The sequence below is a fragment of the Algoriphagus halophilus genome, from assembly GCF_900129785.1.
GTDB lineage: Bacteria > Bacteroidota > Bacteroidia > Cytophagales > Cyclobacteriaceae > Algoriphagus > Algoriphagus halophilus.
The window spans coordinates 1,425,096-1,450,300 of sequence record NZ_FSRC01000001.1; the positions used below are offsets into that span (position 1 = coordinate 1,425,096).

A 25,205-nucleotide genomic window follows, 5' to 3' on the forward strand; every position below is an offset into this window, starting at 1 on the left:
CGTTACCATTTTATGAAGTTGAAAAAGCTACCCCTATTCATTTTATTTTATTCTATTTCTACTGCCTTATTTGCCCAAGGAGAGGATATTTTTGGAATATCTGAAAAAGCGAAGAACCCTAAAAGTGAAAGTGCTATTGGGAACGCAGCAAGAAATGTATTGGAAATGTTTAGCATAGAGCTTTCTACAGGTGCCGCTTACCACCAGTTCTCAACTCCCTTTTACACTGCGAATCCTGATTTATATCCAAATTTCAGCCAATTTCAGAATTTTGATCAACCTCTGGATATTTCAGAAGATAATCCATTGGAAATGAAAAGTAATGACTGGACTTTTCCTGTCCTCAATGCCGGTTTGAGAATCAACCTCTTCAACTTATTAACCATTGGAGGTGGATACGGTCAGGAATGGGGGAATATGTCTACCATGAGAGGAGGGGATTTTGAATTTGGTTTTGAAGGAGGATCGTATCAGGCCAGTAAATTATATGGTACAGTAGGGCTGGTTTTATTTGATGCTAAAAGAAGACAGACATTTTTGAAATGGAAGTATAGAAGATATGCATCAGCTAATTATTACATGCAATCAGAATTGACTCAGCGCTCCAAACAAGTGTATCCATGGAGATTTATCCTAGAAGGTGAGTTCGGTCAATTAAAAATGAAGAATTTTGTGGATCAAAGTGTGGTCGCAGGTGGCGCTATGTATGAACCAAAACTTGCCGTGGGAGACAAGCCTTATATGGGAATAGCTTTGCGTATTGAACGGGATTTTTCGGAGTACACCAAAATGTTCATCAAAGGTGGAGCAGAGTTTAGAGATTTTACCTATGCTGCCTCAGACTTCTCTGAAGTTCAAAACCTTAAGCAAACTCTATATGGAATGCAGGTTGGCTTTGCCGTTAGGTTTCCCGGTACCAAAAGGTGTAAAATTGCAGGCTGTGGGGTAGTGATGAAACACATGCACAATGGAATAGAGTACAGGGGTAGCGGCATTTTTAATTATCAGAACAGAAAAGTCGGTCAATGGTATTAAGTTTTTAAAGACGTATTAAGACAATATTTTCTCTTTTCAAACCATTGGGTTTTTACTATCTTGCAGGCTAATAATCGACCCTACAAAAGCATTATATGGCTCAAGGAGAAAACGAGAACATCATACCAATTAACATTGAAGAGGAAATGCGTGGAGCCTACATCGATTATTCGATGTCGGTTATTGTTTCCAGGGCACTTCCAGACGTCCGTGACGGAATGAAGCCAGTTCATAGAAGGATCCTTTACGGGATGCAAGAACTAGGAGTACTTCATAACAAACCTTATAAAAAATCTGCGAGAATCGTAGGGGAAGTACTCGGTAAATATCACCCTCATGGTGATTCAGCTGTGTACGACACCATGGTTCGTATGGCACAACCATGGTCACTTCGATATCCACTAGTGGATGGACAAGGTAACTTTGGTTCCATCGATGGGGATAACCCTGCTGCGATGCGTTATACTGAGGCGCGCTTAAAGCGAATTGCCGAAGAAATGCTGGTGGACATCAATAAGGAGACCGTGGACTATCAATTCAACTTTGATGATTCCTTAAAAGAACCGGTTGTTTTACCTGCCAAAGTACCTGCTCTACTTTTAAATGGTGCCTCTGGTATCGCTGTAGGTATGGCTACGAATATGGCTCCTCACAATTTAGGGGAAGTTATTTCAGGTATTATCGCTTATATCGATAACAGAGAGATAACCGTAGCTGAATTGATGGAACATATTATTGCTCCTGATTTTCCTACCGGCGGTATCATTTATGGGTATAATGGGGTGAAGGCTGCCTTTGAAACAGGAAGAGGTAGAATTGTCATGCGAGGTAAGGCCAACGTGGAGACTAAAGATGGAGGGAATAAAGAGATGATTGTCATCACTGAAATTCCTTACATGGTCAATAAGGCCAACATGGTTGAAAAAACCGCTCAATTGATCAATGAGAAAAAAATTGATGGAATTTCCGCAATCAGAGATGAATCTGATCGATCAGGAATGCGAATTGTTTATGAATTAAAAAGAGATGCAATTCCATCAGTTGTTTTAAATAACTTATACAAACATACTCAGTTACAGACTTCATTTTCAGTGAATAATGTTGCCTTGGTTAAAGGAAGACCTTATACGCTCAATTTGAAAGATCTGATTGTTCATTATGTAGATCATAGGCATGAGGTCATTGTCCGCAGAACGCAGTATGAATTAAAAGAAGCTGAAAAAAGAGCCCACATCCTACAGGGGTATTTGATAGCTTTGGATCATTTGGATGAAGTAATTTCTTTGATTAGAAATTCTGCAGATCCAGAAACGGCAAGAAATAGCTTAATTGAAAGATTTGAGTTGAGTGAAATTCAGGCAAGAGCGATTCTCGACATGAGATTGCAGCGATTGACTGGAATGGAAAGAGATAAAATTATCCAGGAATACAAGGATATCATGGCTTTAATTGAAGAATTGAAGTTCATCCTTGAAAACGAGGATAAGCGAATGGAGATCATCAAAGAGGAACTGACGGAGATGAAAGACCGTTATTCAGATGATAGGCGAACTGAAATTGAGCATAATGCAGAGGATTTCAGCTATGAGGACATGATTCCAAACGAAGAAGTAGTGATCACTGTTTCTCATCAAGGATATGTAAAAAGAACCGCCTTAACTGAATATAGAACTCAAGGTAGAGGAGGAGTTGGATCTAGAGGAGTAAGTACCAAAGAAGATGATTTCACTGAGTATCTTTTTACTGCCTCTACCCATAATTACCTATTGATCTTTACTGATAAGGGGAAATTATTCTGGCTGAAGACCTATGCCATTCCAGAGGGATCTAAAACCTCTAAGGGCAGACCTATCCAAAACTTGATTAATATTCAATCGGACGATAAGATTCGATCAATTATTCAAGTAGATGATTTGAATGATGAAGATTATATCAACAATCATTTCTTGGTGATGGTAACCCGAAAAGGAATCATAAAGAAAACAACATTAGAGCAATATTCTAGACCAAGAACCAATGGTATTATTGCTTTAAATATTAGAGAAGATGATCAATTAGTCAGAGTAGATATGACTAATGGGGATCAACATATCGTAATTGCTGCTAAATCCGGAAGAGCTATTCACTTCCCTGAAACTGCTGTAAGACCGATGGGTAGGACCGCTACAGGAGTAAAAGCGATTACTTTGACAGGCGAGGATGACTTTGTGATTGGCATGGTTTGTGCCTCTGATGAGTCAGCTACTTTATTGGTGGTTTCAGAAAATGGATATGGTAAGCGATCCTATCTAGAAGAGTACAGAATCACTAATAGAGGAGGTAAAGGAGTGAAAGCAATGAATGTGACGGAGAAAACCGGTGCATTGGTTGCGATCAAAGAAGTGAATGATTCTGACGATTTAATGATTATTAACAAATCCGGAATTATCATCCGAATCTCTATGGATACCCTCCGTATTATGGGAAGAGCTACTCAAGGAGTTCGATTGATAAAAGTAGGAGAAGAAGATAGTATTTCGTCGGTAGAAAAAATCACGAAAGAGGAGGAAGAAGAAATTGATATTGAAATTTCTGAAGATTCTCCGGAAGCAACAAACGAATCTCCTGAATCACCGGGGGATGAACCAAATGATTAACCAAACAAAAAAAGTAAAACGCTAATAATGAAGAAGCTAATTCTATCAATGGCCTTAATTGGTGCGACAACCTTGGCCTTTGGACAAAAAAAAGTAGTTAGGTCTGCAGAAAAGAACTTCAAATCTGGTGATCTTCAAACAGCATTATCTGATATCGAAGCTGCAACTGCTGACCCTGAGACAGGAGTAGATCCTGAGACGTATTTAATCAAAGCACAAATCGAAACCAAAATGTTTGGTTCTGATTCTTCCAACACCAAGCAAACATATGAAGTAGGACAAGCAGCCCTTGCTACTTTTATGAAAGCTTTTGAAATGGGAGGTAGTAATAAAGAAGATGGTATCGGAAAAGATATTTGGGAAGAAGATGTAATAGGTGTTCCTGATAATTTAAGACCTTATTCTATCAATACGCTTAAGAATACTTCTTTCGATAAAGCAATTGAAAGATACAATGAAAATGATCAGGAAATGGCTTACTATTTCTTTGACCTGGCAGGTGAAATTGCTCCTGAAGATACAACCATCCATTACAATGCAGGTTTCTTGGCTAATGATTTGGGTATGTATGATGAGGCTAAAAAGCATTTCAACATGCTTTTGGATGTAGAAGAGTACGATAAATTGAATACCTATTATTTCATGGTTCAAATCTTGAGTGGTCAGGATGAAAACCCTGAAGGAGCTTATGATATGGTAATGGCAGCTAGAGAAGAATATCCAGAAGATAAGATTCTAGCTGAATATGAAATCCAATTATTGCTTCAATTAAATAAAATGGATGAGGCAATGGCTTCTATTCAGGAGGCATTGAAATCAGATCCTAATAATGCTGCTATCCTGTTAAGATCTGGGTTCTTGAAAGAGAAATCAGGTGATATGGATGGAGCTATGGCAGATTATAAGAAATCTGTTGAAGTAGATCCTGATTTCTATGATGGTAACTTCTACACTGGAGCTTTGATGTTAGACAGAGCTAGAGAAATCTTGGCTGATTTGAACGCTCTTCCAGATGATGAGTGGGAAAAGAAGTCAGAAGCTATGGGTAAAGAAGCTGATAATTATTATAAAGAGTCTATTCCTTATTTCACTAAAGTGTTGGAAATCAGACCAGAAAATACAGATGTAATGGAGATTCTTTTCCAAGTTCATACAAGATTAAAGAATACCGAAGAAGCTGATAAGTACAATAAAAAATTGATCGAGCTGAAAGGTCCAAATTGGATGGAAGGTGGAATGTAATTTCTAAAAAAGATAGAAGGCCAGCCGAAAGGTTGGCCTTTTTTTGTGCCAAAGAGTTTTTCAATTAGCTTACTGTTGAAAGACAGATAGGGTCATGAAACTAACATTATATAGTCTTCTTACCTCAATACATTGGCCTGGTATTTAATTCTTCTTAGCGTTTAGGGTGAAAAAAAATTTGGAAATTAATATCAATTAATTCTTATTAATTATTAGAAAAGTAAAGAAGGAAATCAGACTCACGGAAATTGGTAAAATGGAGATATTGTTTGTTCTATCCTTAGTATCTTTACCCTTTATTAGTCTAGTAAGTTTTAGAATGTCTTTGATTAAAAGGTCGGTAGCCCTCACAACCTTATTTTCTCTTTTTTTTCTTTCAAGTTTTGGCCAGGTCAAATTTCAAAAATCTCTTGTGGTCACTTATGAAAATGGGCCTTTACTTGGCAATGGAAAAGATTGGGCTGAGGAAATCAAAAAAACTGAAGATTATACAGGGATCGATATCCGAATGGAATGGAGAAAAATCGAAAATACCTTCTACAATTACCTCTATAGATATCCTAGTATGGGGGTAGGGTTTAGCTCCATGACAAGGTACTCCAACCAATTGGGTAGACCTATGGGAATCTATGGCTTTATCGAAATGCCTTTTTCTCGCCCTGGAATCTATAATAATTTTTACCTAAGTTATTTTGGACAGATCGGACTGGGATTTCATATTAAGCCTTACGATGCCGAATCAAACCCATTAAACCAATTCGTAGGTACGAATTTAAATTCCTACATCCATTTGGGATTTAAGGCCAATTATAAGCTCTCAAATCGAGTCAGCCTGATCGGTTCCATAGGTTTAAAGCATTTTTCCAATGGTGCGATTAAAAGACCAAATGCAGGAATAAATTACATTCCAATTGGAATTGGAGTGAAAACAAAATTGGGTTCAGTACATCCTCTTCCTACTGAGGCGGTCAACTATCCGGAATTAGAAAAAAGAGGGTTTTGGAATATTGCGATGTACCTGGGCTATAAAAATTATGAGGTTGATGAAGGAAGCTATTTTAGGGGTGGCTTAGGAATAAATTACCTATGGGAAGCTTCTTACAAGTATCGGGTAGGTTTGGGCTTGGATTGGTTTTATGGAGCAGGAGTCAATGAGCGCTGGCCTGGGGAAAACACGAATTTTTGGGATGCCAATTCTTTTGCATTTGTGGGTTCTTGGGAATGGAAGATCAATAAACATTTGTATGCTCCTGTAGCCATAGGAGTGTATTTGGATAGGTCAGAGTTTAATAATGAAATGACTTGGTTTTATGAACGTGTAGGAGTGAGGTATCGTTTTGATAACCATATCTTTATGGGTATTCAAATTAAGGCCCATAAAGCAAAAGCAGATTTTTTCGAGTTTACGATGGGTTATACGATTCCGGGTAAAGTTCAATATACCCGTTCCAAATAGCAGATAGATTCCCCATTAATCACAAAATATTTTTATTTGAAGCTGTCATATTTTAGCTTGTGATGATTTACCAAGCCCATTTATGACCAAATCGATAGTAATGCGTGCTTTTGCACTGATCTTAGTTCTATTTTCTTTCAAGATTTCTAATGCACAGTCCGTTTCCTCCTCACTGCTTTATCAGAAATTGCAGCAGATAAAAGAAACGAGACGGGTATTGTATGTTGCCGCACATCCTGATGATGAAAATACACGATTGATCTCTTACCTCTCAAATGGGGAAAATTTGCAGGTAGCCTATTTAAGTATGACTAGGGGAGACGGAGGTCAAAATTTAATTGGGAAGGAATTGGGAGTGGAACTCGGGCAGATTCGAACCCAAGAGTTACTGCAGGCTCGAAAAACAGATGGGGGACGCCAATACTTTTCCAGAGCCATTGATTTTGGATATACAAAAACTCCAAATGAAACTTTTCAAAACTGGGAAAGAAAGGAAGTTCTTTCTGATGTAGTATGGGTGATTAGAAATTTTCAGCCAGATATTATTATTACTCGATTCAATACCATTCCAGGTGGTGGGAATCATGGTCAACATACTACTTCCGCAATTTTAGCAGGAGAGGCTCTTTCAATAGCAGGCGACCCTACTGTATTCCCTGAACAACTTCAATACGTTGATCCTTGGAAGCCCAAAAGGGTATTTTGGAATACCTATAATTTCCGAGGAGAATTTGAAAAAGTAGAAGGCGAGCAATACTTTGAGTTTCCTACAGGAGATTACAATCCATTGTTGGGTGAGACCTACAGCCAAATTGCTGCAGATAGTCGCACCATGCACAAATCTCAAGGGTTTGGAAGTACTCCAAGAAATGGAGGAGCATTGGATCACATACAGTTTGTAGCAGGTGAACCAGCAGAGAACTCTGCTTTTGACGGGGTAATCAACCGTTGGGAAACGCTCCCAGGTGGTCAGGAAATTGAAGCGTTAATCGATCAAGCTTTAGCTTCCTTTGATTTTAAAAACCCTCAAAACAATCTTGATAAATTACTGGCCATTAAAAAGAAATTGACAGGTCTTTCTGACCCAGCTATTTGGGTGAAGGAGAAACTGAAGAGTATTGATGAGTTGATTATATCTTCATTAGGAATAGAAGCTGAATGGATCGTAAATCAAGAGTTAGGGTATCCAGGAGAGGAGATCACCACCACTTTAGAAGTTACTAACCCATCAGATGGTCATTTAAAAGTCCTTTCATTTGAGAATATTGCTGGGGTAAATCGAATTGATAAAAATCTGGATTACAATGTGCTAATGGAGGTAGATCAGCAGATTGTCCTTCCTTCAGATGTCCCTCTTTCCCAACCTTATTGGTTAAAAGAACCAACCGATGGAGCACTTTATGAGGTAAAGAATCAACTTGATATTGGAAAGCCCTTTGATGACAATCAGCTCCAAGGAATTTTGACTTTGGAATACAAAGGGAATCCAATTTCCATAAGCCTTCCCTTAACCTATAAATACAATAGCAGGGTAGATGGAGAAGTAAATCAACCTTTCACGGTGGTTCCAAAAATTGACCTATCTGTGTCCAAAGAAAATGTCATTTTGGTGGACGGGGTAGATCAGGATTTTTCAGTGACAGTTCATTTTTCGGATGAATTGGAAGAAGGAGAATTGACGTTTGAAAATCTGGAGAAGAGTCAATATTCCATCACTTCGGTAGAAACCAATGAATTGAATAAAGAGAAAGTATACCAGGTATTGTTTACGTTGGGGAGCAATCAGAAATTGACTGTGACGGCTAATTATGTCACTGAATCGGGTGAGGTTTATAATCAAACAACGAATCGAATTTCTTATAGTCATATTCCCAACTTGACCTACTTTAGCCCTTCTTCAATTAATTTGATTAAAGCAGATTGGGAAATATCCGGAGATAAAATTGGCTATATTGAAGGTGCTGGTGATGATGTACCTAGTGTGTTAAGTTCTTTGGGATACCAAGTCGCTACGATTGGTTCAACTGATTATTCTTTGGATTATTTAAGCCAGTTCAAAGCGGTAGTCGTTGGAATTCGAGCCTATAATACCAATACTGATTTAATTGAAAATCAGAAGATATTGATGGACTATGTCGCCCAAGGCGGTAATGTGATCGTTCAATACAATACCACCGGTGGATTGTTATCTGAAGATATGGGGCCTTATCCATTCCAGTTGAGTAGAGATCGGGTTACTGTAGAGAATTCTCCTTTCAAGGCAGACTGGAGCCACCCTATACTAGCTGGTCCTAATAAGATAGAGGAAGCTGATTTTGAAGGTTGGGTTCAGGAAAGAGGCTTGTATTTTGTGACCGATATTTCAGAGCAATACAGCACTCCTTTGCAATTTCAAGATCCGGATGAACCCTTTATGAATGGCTCACTGATCTATGCAGAATATGGAAAAGGGCATTATGTGTATACGGGAATTTCCTTTTTCAGGGAATTACCAGCTGGGGTTCCAGGTGCAATAAAATTATTCATAAACTTAATCGAACAATAGTTTTGGAAGAGAAACCGATACGTTGGAAAAACTTATACGTAGGACTATTGGCTAGCCTATTAATAATTATTGCATTGTTCACCTGGATTCAAAATGCCTTCTCATGAGTTTAATCGATTGGATAGTTTTATTTGGAACCTTGGGAACCATTGCTGCTTATGGAGTTTATAAAACCTACCAACAGAACAGTTTAGATTCCTACCTGAGAGGGAAACATTCCATGAATTGGTGGACCATTGGTTTGTCAATTATGGCGACTCAAGCGTCTGCTATTACATTTTTAAGTACTCCAGGTCAGGCATATGAGGATGGAATGCGTTTTATTCAGTTCTATTTTGGATTGCCTCTGGCGATGATTATTATTTCGGTAAGCTTTATTCCTATTTACTATAAACTAAAGGTTTATACTGCTTATGAATATTTAGAAAATCGCTTTGACCTCAAGACCAGAACTTTAGCAGCCTTATTGTTTATTATTCAAAGAGGATTAGCTGCAGGGATTACGATTTATGCCCCCGCGATCATCCTATCCACTCTATTGGGCTGGAATTTAACGTGGACCAATATTTTGATAGGAACTTTGGTAATCGCTTACACGGTTTCCGGAGGTACTGAGGCGGTATCCATTACCCAAAAGCAGCAAATGGCTGTGATGATGGGAGGAATGATCCTCGCAGGAATTATAGTAATCCAAATGCTTCCTATTTCTTTTCAGGAAGCGATGCATGTAGCGGGAAAGATGGACCGCTTAAACATGGTCAATTTTGAATTTGATCTAGCGGACCGATACAATGTTTGGTCAGGGATGACTGCTGCAGTTTTTCTGTTCCTATCCTATTTTGGAACAGATCAAAGCCAAGTGCAACGCTACCTTTCTGGACAGACTCTTTCTCAAAGTAGGATGGGGCTGATTATGAATGGCTTTCTTAAAATTCCAATGCAGTTTGTCATCTTGTTTATTGGCGTGATGGTATTTGTTTTTTACCAGTTTTATCAACCTCCAGTAGTATTTAACAAAGTCCAAACCGACAAATTAAGAGAGAGTGAATATGCTGCGGATTTTGAGCTTTTAGAAGAAAAATATACTGCCAATTTTGATGAAAGTAAGGCTACGTATCAGGAATTACTTTCCGCGATCGATCGGAAAGACGTGGCATCTGAAAATCAAATTCAACAAGAATTAAAAGTTCTAAAAGAAGAACAAAAACAGATCCGGGATGAGGTCAAGGAATTAATTGTTACGAATGATCCGGTTGCTGAAACCAGAGATACAGACTACGTGTTTATGCGATTTGTCATGGATAACCTGCCCAAAGGGGTCATTGGATTATTGTTTGCTGTGATCTTCTCTGCGGCCATGTCTTCCAGTGCTTCGGAATTGAATTCATTAGGTTCTACCAGTACCATTGATTTATATAAGCGATCCATAAAAAAGAATGCTTCTGACAAGCATTATTTACATTCATCTAAATTCTTTACAGCTTTTTGGGGAGTAGGGGCGATTTTATTCGCAACCTATGCCTCTTTGTTTGAGAATCTGATACAAGCCGTTAATTTATTAGGTTCGCTATTCTATGGAACAATCCTAGGGATTTTTATTGTGGGATTTTTCATGAAGTGGATCAAAGGCCAAGCGGTTTTTATTGCCGCTTTGGGCTCTCAGGCGCTTATTCTGCTAATCCATTTTAGAAATGGCCTAGGGTTATTTGATTTTGTCTGGAACATAGGCTTTTTATGGTACAATGCGATCGGTTGTTTGGCTGTCATGTTATTTGCAGCTATTGGCCAATTGATGGTTAAAAAGTAAAACAGAAAGAAAAGTGAAATTCAAAAAAAGGGAATTATCGTTTCGATAATTCCCTTTTTTATTCCCTCTTGCTTCATTATTTCAGGGATTGAATCAATCGTTCATTTAAACCTACATAATCTGGATTTTGAGCCTCCTCAGCCAAATCAATGGATTCTTTAGCAGATTCAATGGCTTCAGTTTTTAGACCCAATGCAACTTCTATTTTAGCCTTCAAGTGGTAGGCCCAATATTTAGGGTCAGTCTGTACGGATTCCTGAATCCATTCATAGGCTTTATTTAAATCTCTTCCCGTATTCAGGTAATAGCTTGAAGCTTCGTAGAGCAAGGAAGGGTTGTCAGTATCCTGATCTAAAACATATTCTTTAATCTGGGCCATAACAATGGGGTCTGAATCCATGGAAATATGGAAACTTGCGCTGGTTTGATCCCAAGCCATCATTAGGTCAGCTCCTTTATCAGTCATATTCGTAAAACTGATTTCGAAGGTCTCATATTCTTTTTTTGTCTTGGTAGGGGTAACATCAAATCGGATTAGATCCTCTTCTGGATTATACCCAATAGCTCCCCAGAGTTTGGTGTTTTTTGACAAAATGATAGTCCAGGATTTTTTGTCAGGAATAGAATACAATGCATACTGCCCTTTTGGAACATCCTTCCCTTGGATTTTAACATCTGTGGAAAAGCTCAAAACAGTAGCTCCATTCGCTCCTGTCCTCCAAATCGCTCCATAAGGAACAAGTTCACCAAATATCTTCCTCCCTTTTTTACTAGGCCGACTGTAGGATACCGTTACGTCTGTTAATCCGACTTTTTGTGCAATCTTGGCAGAGGGTGATGCTTGGGGCATTTCAATTTGCTGTGCAAAGACTTGAAAGTCAGTTACTAGTAGGGTGAATAGTAATAAATTAAGAAAAGCATACTTTTTCATATACAGTAATACGTGTTATGTAAATTAAATCGAATTTTCTCTCAGAATATTTCTAGAAATCCTGTAATTTCATGTAAAATCATGAGCTTTTGTAATGAAAGTATCAGTAATTTCGTTTTTAGTATAGTATAATCAAATGAAACCTATCTAGGTTATATTTTTCAATTATTATGAGTTTAGCTATTATTTGTCCAGGGAAGAACGCTGATCCTTGGATCAAGGTTTTAAAGGATCAAGACCCGGATTTAGAAGTTCAAGTCTATCCTGAAATTAATCATCCGGATTTGGTGGAAGTGGTCATGTTGTGGAACCACCCAGCAGGTATTCTTTCATCTTTTCCAAATTTAAAATTGATCAGTTCCATGGGAGCAGGAGTCGATCATATTTTGAGAGATAAATCTGTGCCAGAAAATATTCCAGTGGTAAGAATTGTGGATGAAAAATTAACATTATCCATGACTAATTATGTCATCATGGGGGTATTGAATTTTCATCGGCAGTTTACAAGGTATCAACAAGATAAAAAGCGGAAAGTTTGGGATATGAGCAATCCCGAAATAGACGTTAAAGTTGGTGTGATGGGAGTGGGAGCTCTGGGGGGTGATGTATTGGAAAAACTTGCATTTATGGGATTTGATGTGGTCGGTTTTGGGTTCTCAGAAAAAGAGGATTTTCCATATCCCTATTATTCCCAGGGCCAATTGAGTGAATTTTTAGAAACAGTAAATGTACTTGTTTGTCTTTTGCCTTTGACACCCGATACAGAAGGGATTTTAAATATTGATTTATTTAAACTTTGTAAGAAAGGAACCTTTCTGATTAATGTAGCAAGAGGGAAACATTTAATAGAGGAGGACTTGATCATCGCCTTGGATAAGGGGTACCTCTCTGGTGCGCTTTTGGATGTATTCAGAACGGAGCCTCTGCCCAAAGAGCATCCTTTTTGGGAGGATGAAAGGATTCTATTCACGCCACATATTGCCAGCGTAACCAATCCTAGTGCTGCTGCTCCACAGGTGGTAGATAACATACGAAGAATACAAACCAACAAGCCATTGAATAACCTTGTTATTCGAAAAAGAGGCTATTAAAATTTTTAACTATGTCCAAAACTTTTACAATTATTTGCCCTACAGATTTTTCAGAATGTTCTTTAAATGCAATTGAATATGCAGCAAAATTGGGGGAGTTTTACCAAGCAGACTTGCTGCTTTTCCATGTTTTAAATAAAAAGGACTATGAAAAGCTTTCACCTTTGGATTCGAAAGGTTACCATCAAGAAGAATTCATCAAAGAAAAAATGATCAATCTCCAGCAAGCTATTTTAAAGGAGAGTTTACCTAAGGGATTAAAAAGCTGCTTGATCTCCTATAAAAATGGAAAGATTGTTCCCTCAACTTTGGCGGAGACAGAACACATCAAAGCAGATATGATAGTGATGGGGACTGAAGGGACTAATGATTTAAGAGAGCATATTATAGGTTCGAAAACCAGTAAAATTGTTGAGGAAGCCAGTACAGATGTATTTGTGGTTCCAAGAAAAGTATTTTTCAAAAAGCCCCGAAAAATGGTATATGCATCTGATTATCTGGAAGAGGATAAAATTGCCATTCAAAAGGTCATAGAAATGGCTCAGTTTTTTGATTCTGAGATCGATATAGTCCATGTAAGTAGTACCCACAAAGCCATTGATAAATCTCTGCATAAAGAAATGGTCAATGAAATCTCTCCATTTGTAAAATATGATAAAGTCAGTTTTGTACTGAAATCCTATCGGGATGACTTGGCTTTGGGTTTGGAAAATTACCTGCAAACTTCCAAAGGGGATGTTTTGGTAACATTGAGTAAAAAGAAATCTTTTTTTGATCAGATCTTCGCAAAAAATCTTTCAAAAAAAATGGCTTATTTCATCAATAAGCCATTATGGGTCATCAAATCTCTTTAACTATTTCTTTTTAAAAATTCCTTGGATAAAATCTTTGAATTCTGACCGTGTCTTCGGATCTGTAAAAAGTGATCCCAATGTTCGGAAATAATAAGATACAGTGATCTTTTTAGGAATTTCCTGAGGTTCATTAGGAGCTTTTCCTGTGTTTTCTATAGGAGGGGTAGGAGGTGTTTCAGGTTTTGATTCAGGTTGAGGCCTGCCTACCAGGTCATCTGCTTTTTGAAAGCTTTTTTGAGAACGTTCTTTGTAACCTAGTTTCTCTTCGACAAGTCCCTTATTGTTGAAGGAAACTGCATCTTCTGGATCTAACTCAATTGCTTTTTCATAATCTTCAATCGCTCCTTTAAGATCCCCGATTCTATCTTTAAAGTATGCCCTGCTGCTATACCTGTAAGGGTTTTTAGGGTCAAGATTTGCGGCACGATCAAATTCTGCCAAAGCTTCTTCATCTCTTTTCAATAGATGAAGAACTACTGCTCTATCTGAGATATAATTTGTATTGTAGGGGTCTAACTCAATGATGATATCAAAATCGGCCATTGCCTCTTGGGTTTTTCCTAATCTAGATAATATCCTACCCCTGAAAAGGTGAAATTCTGGATTTTTCTCTGAATTGGATATCAAGCTATTAAAGAGGGACAGTGCCTCTTCAAATTTACCTGCTTTGTATAATTCTATTCCTGCCTCGAAAGTCATTCTTTTATTTTTATTCAGTAATACAAAGTTAAGACAGGAATAGTTTACCAAATAATCTTTCTGATGTTTTTGCACCCAAACCAATCAGCCTATTATCTTTAAGCTTTAGAGTTAGTATTATTCATGGCCCAATCACCCCAAGCTGTACTTAAAGATCTTAAAGCGAAAAAGTTTGCTCCCATTTACTTTCTAGATGGAGATGAGCCCTTTTACATCGATCAAATCACCGAGTATATTGAAAAGAATGCCATCGCCGAACATGAGCGTGGATTTAATCAAGTGGTTTTGTATGGAAAAGACAGTAATGTTGGACTTATACTGAATAATGCCAGGAAGTTTCCAATGATGGCAGAGCGCCAAGTGGTGATTGTAAAGGAGGCTCAAAGTTTACCGGATTTAGGAAAAGAAGAATCCCAGAAACTATTGATCAATTATTCCCAAAATCCGCTTCCAAGTACGATTTTAGTAGTTGCACATAAATACAAAAAGCTGGATAAAAGAACACAGCTTTCCAAGGAACTGCAGAAAAATGCGGTCTATGTCACTTCTGATAAAGTACCGGATTATAAATTGACAGAGTGGGTGATCCAATATTTCAAAGATATTGGACATGATATTGAACCCAGAGCAGCTCAGTTTCTAGCTGATGCCATAGGCAACAACTTGGAAGTGATGACCAATGAGGTGGGTAAGATGCTCATCAATTTCCAGGAACCTACAAAATTCACGATTCCCGATATTTCAAAATATATTGGGATCAATAAAGATTACAACAACTTTGAGCTATTGAAAGCAATAGGGGTTAGAGATGCGGAAAAATCCAACCGGATCATCCATTATTTTATACAAAACCCTAAATCTCACCCACTTATTCCACTTTTTGCACTGATGTACAATTATTTTTCGAAGCTGGCTTTAATTCATCAAGCAAAAGGAGCCACCGATGACCAGATCGCTTCCTTAATCGGTGTACCTAGATTTGTGGCCAAAGAGTACCTCCAATCCGCCCGTAACTACAAATTGGGCAAGGTAATTGATGTGTTTACATACATCAAAGAGGCAGATCTGCGTTCTAAAGGGGTTGACTCCGGTAGTATGACGCATGGTGAAATCCTCCGCGAACTCGTGTACAAGATTTTGCACTGATTACCGAAGCTAATTTTAAATAAACCAAAAGAATTTGTTGTCTTGGGACTATTCTTTTATCCATTGATTTGGATGAAATGAATCTCATGCCTGATTTTTTTGGGTGCTAAAACCAACTACTGTCTATGAAATATTACCTGATGCTGCTTGTTGGATTGGGGATGAGTTTGGATGCTGTTTCGCAATCCACACTCTATCAAACTAGTCCACAATATCCCTTAGATCATCAGACTGAGCTATTTGAAAAGCAACTTTTTTCTGCTTCATTATACGATAACACCCGTCTTCTAAATGAAGATTTGACCAATGAGCAAAAAAAATCTGCGGAATTGAATAGAGCGATGTCCGCTTTACAGGTTGAAAGTCCAGATGGCCCAGGATTAATGAAATCTTACATCTATGATCATGGCAACCATCCTTCCGTTACCTCTGCCGGTTTGTACCTGGGAGATCACTTCTTCTATAAAAGAAATTATACCGAAGCCAATGAAAGTTATGCATTGGTAAACCCAAATAGCCTTGGAGATGAAAACCGAGCTGACCTTTATTTCAAACAAGGATTTGGGCATTTTCAAATGAAAAATTATGGACAAGCAGCTCCATTTTTTGACCAGGCAAAAGTCTTGAATACCTCAGTCAGTCCTGATGCTTATTATTATAGTGGATACATTGCTTTGGAAAGTGGGGATCATGAAAAAGCAATTACGGATCTCCATACCGCCTCTCAAGATGTGTTTTACTCAGGTAAAGTTCCTTATTTAATAGCAGCACTTTATTACAATACAGGTAGTTACGATCAATTGATCAGTTATGCAGAGCCTAAATTCGGTACAGGACAGCAACTAGAAAAACCTGAAATCATTCATTTGTACTTGGCGGAAGCTTATTATGCCAAGCAAGATTATGCCAATGCCTCCAGCCACTATGAATCTTATATCAGTTCCAGAAAAGGTACCTTATCTAGAGAGGAGATTTATAAAGCTGGAATTTCCTTATTTGAAATTCAGAACTACAATAGAGCCGCTGAATATTTGAAAAATTCAGCTTCAGCAAATGATGAATTAGGACAGGCAAGTAGTTACTACCTGGGACATGCCTATTTGAAGCAGGAAAATTATCAGTTTGCTTCCACCAGTTTCGCTGCGGCCTCCAAAGCTGAATTCAACCTACAAATTCAGGAAGATGCATTGGTTAATTATGCAAAAGTAAACCTTCAAAAGGGGAGTTTTCAAGCTGCAATTGCTGCTTTAGATGAGTATTTGGATAAGTATCCAAATGGAACCCATAAAGCTGAAATGGAGACCTTGCTTTCGGAGGCCTTGGTCAACACCAATGATTATTTAAGGGCGATTGAACAAATGGACCGAATCACCAATAAGTCTCCAAGAATTCAATCAGCTTATCAAAAAGTAGCCTTTTATCAGGCCATGGTATACTTCAGGGATCAAAGATGGGATGGAGCAATTGCCTATTTGGATAAGTCTTTGGCTTATCCTGTTGACCGTACTATTGTATTGGAATCTCATTTTTGGAAAGGAGAAGCTTATTCTGCAGGAGGGGAGCTTCCTCAAGCAATTAAATCGTATGAACAGGCGATTTCTTTGGGTCGTAGTACTTCTAGTTCTTATTTGACCAAAAGTTTATATGGACTGGGTTATGCATTTTTCAATTCTCAAAAATACCCTCAGGCCGAAATCCATTTCAAAACATACACTGATCGTTTGAGAGGTCGTGATAATAAAGAAAATTACGACGATGCCATGCTCCGATTAGGAGATTGCTATTACGTACAAAAGAGGTTTTCTGAAGCTGCTTCGGTATTCCAACAGGCAATAAATGAGAGTAATTCGGGGATAGATTATGCCTATTATCGATTAGCGGTGGTTCAGAATTTCCAAACTAGAAATCAAGAGGCATTGTATCAATTAGATGCGCTGATTTCCAGGTATCCTTCCAGTTTGTATTACGAAGATGCCTTGTATCAAAAGGGTCAGATTAACATGGAGGAGACCAATTACGCTGAAGCTTCCCGGGCCTATTCTGATTTGATAAATGGAAAACCGAATTCACCTTTTGTTCCATATGCGTTGGAGGGTAGGGCAGTTGCTAATTTCTCCATGCAGAATTATGATCAGACCATCCAGGATTATAAAACCATTTTGGATAGACATCCCAATGCGCAAAATGCGGAAACTGCCTTGAAAGGCTTGCAGGAAACCTTGGCTTTACAAGGACGATCGGGTGAGTTTTCGGATTATTTGGCACGGTACAAAGGTTCCAATCCATCCAATACAAGTGTTCAATCTCTTGAATTTGAGGCGGCTAAAAGTATGTATTTTGATAAAAATTATACGCAGGCTTCCAGAGCTTTTGAAAGCTACTTGAGAAATTATCCTCAATCCGCTCAAAAAGCAGATGCCTTGTATTTCTTGGGGGATTCTTACTTCCAGTTGGGAAATAAGGATCAGGCATTGGCTCAATTTAAGGCCTTGGAAAATGAACCGGCTTCCCCTCAAAGAGTAAGAGCTATTCAACGAATTGGGGGAATTGAATTAGAAAACGGGAACTTCGAACAAGCAATTCCTTACCTACAAACTGCTGCGGAAAATGCCAGAAACAAAATTGAAGAGGCCGAAGCAGTACAGGGGTTGATGGTAGCGAATTTTGAAACCAAAAAATACAATCAGGCAATCACCAACGCGGATCGTTTATTGACCTTAGATGGTATTATTCCAGAATCTACTCCAAAGGCTTTGCTGACAAAAGCAAAAGCCGAGCGTGAGATGAATAGAAAGGCAGATGCTGAAACTACGTTGATGACCTTGGTGAATGAATACAAAACAGAACAAGGAGCAGAAGGCTTGTATTGGTTGGCCTATTCATTTCAGGAAAAGGGAGATGTCGCCCAATCCAATGAGACCATATTTGATTTCTCCGGACCATTTGTAGACTTCGGGTATTGGTATGGAAGAATGTTTTTACTCTTGGCCGACAACTATGTGACACTTGGAGAAGATTTCCAAGCCAAGGCAACTTTGGAATCTATTGTGGAGAAATCTACGAATGAAGAAATAAAATCGATGGCTCAAACTAAACTTCAAACTTTAAACTAAACCATGAAAAAGCTAGTAAAATTAATTCTATTTGGCGGAGCATTTGGTTTAACAACAGGTTTGACTTTTGCCCAGACCCAATCAAGAGGAGAAGTAACTGATCAAGAGTTTATCATTCGTAAGGACCGCGTACTGACTGTTCCTGTCCAGCCGAGAGTTTATGAAAAATTGCCTGTCTTACCTCAACCAAAAGGCTTGGCAGATTTTAACTATAGAGTAAACAGGTATCCACTGACTCTGGAACCTTTGGTTTTGGAAACCACACCTATCCAAAAGCCTTTTAGAGCACCACAACTTGATTTATTCCCTGGGTTTTTGAGAGTAGGGTATGGAAATTTCGCCTCTCCTTTATTGGAGGCTAGATACATGGGGACAGAAGCCGATATAGTTAACTTCTCTTTGAATCTAGGACATCAAAGTTTTGGAAAGGGTCCTGTGCAAGGGGAAGAATCCAGTGAAGCACATACCAATTTTGGAGGAGATATCAGTTATTTCGCAGATGTGTTTGAATTGTTTGGTGGGATAGATTGGAATCAGGATCGCTATTCATTTTATGGGGTAGATCCTGTGAATTTTGAAAATCCTGAATTTGAAATCCCTGACAATGTTTTTACTTCCTTTTCAGTCAAAGCTGGAATCAGAGATATTGAAAAAGTAGGGCCATTTTCCTATGAAGTGCAGGCAAGCTATAGAAACTTTAATGACAGCTACATGGCTCGTGAAAGTGAAATAGGAGTGTCAGGCTTAGGGAAGTTTAGACCAAGCGAGGATTGGAAAGGTCAGGTGGGAATTTCTTACTACACCACCAATCCGGAAGATCTAGATTATACTCAAACGAGAACTTATATGGGGATTCGGCCTGAGATAGAATATACTAAAGGGGAATTTAGAGTATCTGCCGGTTTAAATATCGTTTCTGAAAATGATTCCATTGAGGATAAATCCAGTGATTTCAGAATTTTCCCAAACCTGAAAGCTTCCTATCAGTTTGCTGAAGAATTTGGATTCTTCGGAGAATTTTCCGGAGATGTAAAACGAAACACCTATTTCAGTTTTGTGAATGAAAACCCTTATCTGGGGCCTAGCGAGCAACTGTTGAATACTATTCAAAACTACAAGGTAGAAGGAGGAATAGAAGGTCAATTTCAGGAGGTATTTCATTATAGAGCGGCAATCAATGTCAGTCGATACAATAACCTGAGCTTTTTCGTGAATAATTATACCAATAATTTGATGACCACCGATTCTTCAAGGTTCAGTTTGGTATATGATGATAAGAGCACCGTTTTCAATATTAATGGAGAGCTAGGGTTTAAATTCTCAGATGTCTATTCTTTGGGTTCAAGATTAGACCTGTATCAATATGATTTGAGTACGCAAGCTGAAGCCTGGCATAGACCTACTTGGGAATTACGCGTGAATAACCAAGTGACCCCTTTAGAGGGACTTTTGGTGCAGGCGAATTTGAATTTTATGGGTGGGTTAAAAGCGAGAGGACATGACTTGAGTGACATTGTGGGAGAATTTGGACCCTATGAGGTGGTGAAGTTGAAAACAATTGCCGATTTACAGTTGAAGGCTGATTACCAAATCACGAATAGATTTGCTGTTTTTGCGGAAGGAAATAATATATTGAATGGGAAAAACACCCGCTGGTTAAATTATCCTGTAAGAGGGATTCAATTAATTGGTGGAGTTTCTATGAAATTCTAAGAATGTTGCATGCTAGGGTTGGGGTTTACCCTCAATTCTTTTAGTTTCGTAGCACTCAATTTGATTATGCCGGAAAATTCTTCTGAAAATAGACAATGGACTGACCCAAAAGATTTTGGACTTCCTTACGTGGAAGTGACTCCTATCACTCCTTTGGGCGAGGAAATAAAACTTCCTGAAAAGGAGGAAGAACAAGTGGTGACGCTTGCTACCGACAACCAGTCCCAAGAAAAGTCTATTCAGGAAACTGAACCTGCAAAAGAAGCAGTAGTACCTACTCCAGCAGAGGAAGTTAAAACCGACTATCCAAAAGAGGAACATGTAACGCAGCAATCAGAGGAGCTTGCTCCAGAAAAGCGGGTCATTGCAGAACCTGAAAAGAAGAAAAATTCTTGGGTAGTAGCAGTTGTAATTCTTGCCCTTTTGGTAGTTTCGGTAATCGTATGGCAGTTAATGAGTCAAGGAAACGGTCCAAATACCTCAGGAAATCAAGTAGCCCAGCAACAATCCCCACCTGAAGTACCTGTGGAATCTCAGGTGGTTCCAGAAAATACACCAACTGAAGAAATTCAAACCCCTGAAAATCAAGATTCTATTCCAAAATCCAATTCTTCTTTAGAAGAACCTGTGGAAACTCCGCAAACTGGTACAACTATTGATCGTACTGTTGCAGAGAGTTTGATCAGAGTAGAGAGTAGAGGGGAAAGGCCCCAATATTTTATTGTGGTAGGAAGTTTGCCAAATGAAAGAATGGCACTTTCTGAATCTACTCAATACCTAGATCGTGCGAGTTCAGTTTATCTGATCTTGCCATACGAAGATGTGAAAAACTATCGTTTGGCAATAGGGTCCTTTACTAGCTTTAGGAAAGCCAGTGAGGAACTCAACGCGATCAAAGATCAATACACAGAAGCTTTATGGATTTTGAAATATTAATATGATTCTACTTCAAACCCTTTCTGTTGCCGATTCACTGGCAGCAGCGGACAGCCTTGCGGAAGGTGCTACAAAAGAAAGTATCGGTTTATTAGATCTTTTGATCAAAGGTGGCTACATGATGGTCCCCCTGTACCTGTTATTTATTTTGGCAATCTTCATATTCTTTGAACGATTGATTACCCTGAAAAAAGCTTCTAAAACTCCCACCTCCTTAATGGATCAGATTAGGGTGTTAGTGCAAGGAGGTAAAATAGAGAAGGCAAAAATGCTTTGTGCCAGTGAACATACACCGGTAGCAAACATGATAGCCAAAGGGATAGAGCGCATTGGAAGCCCTTTGAAAAACATTGAGGTTTCTATTGAGAATGTGGGAAAAATTGAGATTTATAAATTAGAGAAGAACCTCAATCTTTTAGCAACCGTTTCTGGTGCTGCCCCTATGATTGGTTTCTTAGGTACGGTAGCTGGGATGATCCAGGCTTTTATAGCAATCGCTCAAGAAGAAGGCATGGTTTCCCCTAAATTGTTGTCAGAGGGGATTTATGAGGCCATGATTACTACCGCAGCTGGATTGGTGGTAGGTATTATCGCTTATTTAGGGTACAACTACCTGGTTTCCCAGGTGTCCAAGTTGGTTCATAGTATGGAATATACTACCGTGGAGTTCATCGATTTACTACAAGATAAGTAAGATGGGATTACAGTCTAAAAATAAAGTTGATCCGGCATTCAGCATGTCTTCTATGACAGATATTATATTTCTGTTATTGATCTTCTTTATGCTTACATCCTCTTTTATTACTCCTTCTGGTTTACCGGTTAATTTGCCTTCTAGCGAAACTTCAGACATCGTGATGCAGGAAGTTTCCGTTACTATAACCAAGGATTTCAAATACTCGGTTAATGATAAAATCGTTCCGAGAGAAAATATAAAAGCAGAATTAACGACCTTACTGAAGGATAAAAAAGGACAGGTTGTGTTGCATATAGATAAAGAAGTACCTGTTGAATATTTAGTTGAAATTGGAGGCATTGCAGCCGGACTGGAAGCGAATGTCTCTATCGCTACTAAACCCTATTAAATAATGGAATACTGGGACGCAGATAAAGAAGAATCTCAAAGCAAGAAAAGGGCATGGATTATAACCATTGTCTTTAATGCCTTGCTGTTGGTTGCATTCTACTTTATTGTGGTCTGGAAACAACCGGTTCCACCACTTCCTAGTTTTGGTTTGGAATTGAATTTAGGATTTACCCCAACGGGATCCGGGGAACGTGACAGTCCAAATGCACCTTCCGAAATACCTACTCCTGTCAAAGAAGCTGCTGCTCCGGGAGAAATTGCCGAGAAGGCAGTTACCAAACCTGCTACACCCACCCCAAGCCCTAAAACAGAGGTTGCTAAACCAAAAGCACAAACTCAACCAGCGGTTAATAAAGCGGTGACCACTAAACCTTCACCTATTAAAGGGGAAGAGAAAGCAACAGAACCTTCGAAGAAACCAGAACCCGCTAAAACGGAACCTGCAAAAACAGTGACTACACCGGCTAAGGCTGAAGCAGAGGAAACCACTCAGAAGGCTCCTGAAAAACCAAAAGTAGATCAACGAGCTATTTTTGGAGCTGGAGGAACTTCAGGAAAGGGCACCACGCCTGCATCTGGGGGAGCGCAAGGTTCCTCCAATGAAAAAGGTGATGAAGGGGACCCCAAAGGGACTGTGGATGGTAGAGCCATCATGGGAACCGGTAGTGGGAAAGGGACCAATCCAGGAAATGGAGTAAGCTTAGACCTTGCAGGATGGGAGTTTGGAAATAGACCGAATATCAATGACCGTGTTTCCACTAGAAACGGTCGAATTGTATTTAAAATTACTGTGGATGATGCAGGACGTGTAGTCCAGGCAGTTCCATTGGAATACAATGTGTCTAATGAAGTGCTTGCTTATTACAGACAAGTTGTAAACCAGATTTCATTTAAAAAACAAGGTGGAGCAGCAGCTGACTTCTCCACAGGAAAAATCACCTTCATTATCAAAGTGGACTGATCCATGAATTATCAGGAGACTCTGGACTACCTGTTCAATGCTTTACCCATGTTCCAAAGGGTAGGAGCTACAGCTTTCAAAAAAGACTTAAGTAATACCATCGCATTATGTGCCCACCTTGGGCATCCTGAAAAGAAATTTAAATCCATCCATGTGGCAGGAACCAATGGAAAGGGAAGCACTTCCCATTCTTTAGCTTCCATTTTTCAAGCAGCAGGATATAAAACAGGGCTTTATACTTCCCCACACCTAAAATCCTTTACAGAACGGATTCGGATAGATGGAATGGAAATTCCAGAAGACAAGGTTGTTCAATTTGTAGCAGAGAATCAGGACTTTTTAGAAGAGTTAAAACCTAGTTTCTTTGAAATGACCGTTGGTATGGCCTTTTGGTATTTTGCATTGCAACAGGTAGATATAGCCATCATTGAGGTAGGTATGGGCGGGAGGTTTGATAGTACCAATGTCATCAGGCCTGAAGTTTCCGTTATTACCAATATTGGTTTTGACCATATGCAGTTCTTGGGAACTACCTTGCCTCAGATAGCGGGAGAAAAAGCCGGCATCATAAAAAATGAGATTCCGGTAGTGATTTCTCAGACTCAACCTGAAACACAGCCAGTATTTATTGAAAAAGCAAAGAGTACGTCTTCCCCCATCTTTTTTGCAGATGATTTGTGGAAGGTTTGCAAGGAAGAGACTTCCTTAGGCTTGGCAACTTATCAAGTAACTACAAAAGATGATTCATTTGAGGTTCAACTTGACCTTCTAGGGAATTATCAGCGTTTTAATCTACCCGGTATTCTTGAGACAGTTTCCCAAATGAAAGATCAGGGCTGGAAACTTAGTCAATCGGCTATTTTAGAAGGATTAAAGACAGTAACTACCCGGACAGGCTTAAAAGGGAGATGGCAAATACTGGGAGAGAACCCATTGACCATTTGCGATACAGGCCATAATGAATCAGGGATCCAAGAAATTTTGGAGCAGCTGAAAAGTTATGAGTTTTCCCAACTTTGGATGGTGCTCGGAATGGTCCAAGATAAAGATATTTCTAAAGTCCTAGCCTTGTTGCCTAAAGAAGCAAATTATGTTTTTTGTGAAGCAATTATTCCAAGGGCCTTGAAAGCAAATTTACTTGCTGAGAAAGCCATGGAACTTGGCTTGAAAGGAGAGATAATCCCAGATATCAACGAAGCCTTAGGATTTGCCAGAAAAAATGCTGCAAAAAATGACTTGATTTTTATCGGAGGGAGTACTTTTGTGGTCGCGGAAATCGAAGACCTATAAATGAGCAGAAAAAAACTTGTTCGCTTCAAAGAAAATGAAGAGAACCCAAACGTAATCCAAGATGGAAAAGCAATTTTTGAATCCATCAAAGGAAATTGGAACGAGGTTCAGTTTAAAAATACAAATCCTATTGTGGTAGAATTAGCCTGTGGAAGAGGTGAATTTACTGTGGGCCTGGGAAGAGTATTTAGAGATCAAAACTTTATAGGGGTAGATATCAAAGGAAGCAGAATCTGGAAAGGAAGTTCTACCGCTACAGCAGAAGGAATTCATAATGTGGCATTTCTGCGAACTCAAATTGAGCTGTTGGATAGATTTTTTGCAGAAGGTGAGATTTCTGAACTTTGGATCACATTTCCTGATCCCTTTCCCAGAGATGGGGATGAAAAAAGAAGATTAACCTCCCCTAGATTTCTGGATATGTACAAACCCCTATTGAAAAAAGGAGGGACTGTTCATTTTAAAACCGATAACACAGGCTTGTTTGATTACTCTTTAGCCCTTTTTCAAGAAAGGGAAGACATCAACCTCTTAGGTTTTACCCACGATTTCTATGAATCCGAATGGAAAGATGATCATTTGGGGATACAAACCCGCTATGAGAAGATGTTTTCAGAAAAAGGAGAAAAGATCAAATACTTAAAATTCCAATTTAAGGATTAG

General features: G+C 38.9%; 19 protein-coding genes. 17 read left to right on the plus strand and 2 right to left on the minus strand.

Annotated features, from left to right (window positions below; genetic code table 11):
* Positions 1-12: 12 nt before the first annotated feature.
* The 6 genes from BUR11_RS06105 to BUR11_RS06130 all read left to right on the plus strand — a co-directional run bounded on the left by BUR11_RS06105 (position 13) and on the right by BUR11_RS06130 (position 10,721).
* Positions 13-1,035 carry a hypothetical protein gene (locus tag BUR11_RS06105; protein ID WP_074223898.1) on the plus strand — a complete coding sequence of 341 codons (1,023 nt, stop codon included), beginning with the start codon at positions 13-15 and terminating at the stop codon, positions 1,033-1,035.
* 95 nt (positions 1,036-1,130) lie between these two features.
* Positions 1,131-3,671: a DNA gyrase subunit A gene (gyrA, locus tag BUR11_RS06110; protein ID WP_074223899.1), complete on the plus strand. Its 2,541-nt coding sequence runs from the start codon at positions 1,131-1,133 to the stop codon at positions 3,669-3,671.
* A gap of 27 nt (positions 3,672-3,698) precedes the next feature.
* Positions 3,699-4,913, plus strand: coding sequence for a tetratricopeptide repeat protein (locus tag BUR11_RS06115; RefSeq protein ID WP_074223900.1), 1,215 nt, complete (start codon positions 3,699-3,701; stop codon positions 4,911-4,913).
* A gap of 319 nt (positions 4,914-5,232) precedes the next feature.
* Positions 5,233-6,369, plus strand: a complete 1,137-nt coding sequence (locus BUR11_RS06120) for an acyloxyacyl hydrolase (protein WP_074223901.1) — start codon at positions 5,233-5,235, stop codon at positions 6,367-6,369.
* Between the two features lie 100 nt (positions 6,370-6,469).
* Positions 6,470-8,914 carry a PIG-L family deacetylase gene (locus BUR11_RS06125; protein WP_234982109.1) on the plus strand — a complete coding sequence of 815 codons (2,445 nt, stop codon included), beginning with the start codon at positions 6,470-6,472 and terminating at the stop codon, positions 8,912-8,914.
* A 103-nt stretch (positions 8,915-9,017) separates the two neighbouring features.
* Entirely contained in the window at positions 9,018-10,721 is a 1,704-nt protein-coding gene (locus tag BUR11_RS06130) for a sodium:solute symporter (protein WP_074223903.1), read from the plus strand.
* Positions 10,722-10,797: 76 nt separating this feature from the next.
* Here the strand turns inward: BUR11_RS06130 and BUR11_RS06135 are convergent, their stop codons facing one another.
* Positions 10,798-11,571, minus strand: coding sequence for a DUF2911 domain-containing protein (locus BUR11_RS06135; protein WP_317045229.1), 774 nt, complete (start codon positions 11,569-11,571; stop codon positions 10,798-10,800).
* A gap of 251 nt (positions 11,572-11,822) precedes the next feature.
* Here BUR11_RS06135 and BUR11_RS06140 point away from each other — a divergent pair, with 251 nt between their 5' ends.
* Both BUR11_RS06140 and BUR11_RS06145 read left to right on the plus strand, forming a co-directional pair.
* On the plus strand, positions 11,823-12,743 hold the full coding sequence (locus BUR11_RS06140; protein WP_074223905.1) for a 2-hydroxyacid dehydrogenase: 921 nt from the start codon (positions 11,823-11,825) through the stop codon (positions 12,741-12,743).
* An 11-nt stretch (positions 12,744-12,754) separates the two neighbouring features.
* Complete coding sequence (locus BUR11_RS06145) at positions 12,755-13,597, plus strand: universal stress protein (protein WP_074223906.1); 843 nt, start codon at positions 12,755-12,757, stop codon at positions 13,595-13,597.
* On the opposite strand, the gene BUR11_RS06150 is transcribed toward BUR11_RS06145, so the two are convergent.
* Positions 13,598-14,296: a tetratricopeptide repeat protein gene (locus BUR11_RS06150; protein ID WP_074223907.1), complete on the minus strand. Its 699-nt coding sequence runs from the start codon at positions 14,294-14,296 to the stop codon at positions 13,598-13,600.
* 123 nt (positions 14,297-14,419) lie between these two features.
* On the opposite strand from BUR11_RS06150, the gene holA reads away from it, so the two are divergent.
* From holA to trmB, 9 genes are all read left to right on the plus strand, one after another.
* Positions 14,420-15,442, plus strand: coding sequence for a DNA polymerase III subunit delta (gene holA, locus BUR11_RS06155; RefSeq protein ID WP_074223908.1), 1,023 nt, complete (start codon positions 14,420-14,422; stop codon positions 15,440-15,442).
* Positions 15,443-15,567: 125 nt separating this feature from the next.
* Positions 15,568-18,555 carry a tetratricopeptide repeat protein gene (locus BUR11_RS06160; RefSeq protein WP_074223909.1) on the plus strand — a complete coding sequence of 996 codons (2,988 nt, stop codon included), beginning with the start codon at positions 15,568-15,570 and terminating at the stop codon, positions 18,553-18,555.
* A gap of 3 nt (positions 18,556-18,558) precedes the next feature.
* Entirely contained in the window at positions 18,559-20,268 is a 1,710-nt protein-coding gene (locus BUR11_RS06165; RefSeq protein ID WP_074223910.1) for a TonB-dependent receptor, read from the plus strand.
* A gap of 66 nt (positions 20,269-20,334) precedes the next feature.
* On the plus strand, positions 20,335-21,204 hold the full coding sequence (locus BUR11_RS06170) for a hypothetical protein (protein ID WP_143185856.1): 870 nt from the start codon (positions 20,335-20,337) through the stop codon (positions 21,202-21,204).
* Between the two features lies 1 nt (position 21,205).
* Positions 21,206-21,898: a MotA/TolQ/ExbB proton channel family protein gene (locus BUR11_RS06175; protein WP_074223912.1), complete on the plus strand. Its 693-nt coding sequence runs from the start codon at positions 21,206-21,208 to the stop codon at positions 21,896-21,898.
* 1 nt (position 21,899) lies between these two features.
* On the plus strand, positions 21,900-22,289 hold the full coding sequence (locus BUR11_RS06180) for an ExbD/TolR family protein (RefSeq protein WP_074223913.1): 390 nt from the start codon (positions 21,900-21,902) through the stop codon (positions 22,287-22,289).
* A 3-nt stretch (positions 22,290-22,292) separates the two neighbouring features.
* On the plus strand, positions 22,293-23,252 hold the full coding sequence (locus BUR11_RS06185; RefSeq protein WP_074223914.1) for an energy transducer TonB: 960 nt from the start codon (positions 22,293-22,295) through the stop codon (positions 23,250-23,252).
* Positions 23,253-23,255: 3 nt separating this feature from the next.
* Positions 23,256-24,542 (plus strand): bifunctional folylpolyglutamate synthase/dihydrofolate synthase, encoded by a 1,287-nt coding sequence (locus BUR11_RS06190; RefSeq protein ID WP_074223915.1) that lies wholly within the window; start codon positions 23,256-23,258, stop codon positions 24,540-24,542.
* Positions 24,543-25,205 carry a tRNA (guanosine(46)-N7)-methyltransferase TrmB gene (trmB, locus tag BUR11_RS06195; RefSeq protein WP_074223916.1) on the plus strand — a complete coding sequence of 221 codons (663 nt, stop codon included), beginning with the start codon at positions 24,543-24,545 and terminating at the stop codon, positions 25,203-25,205.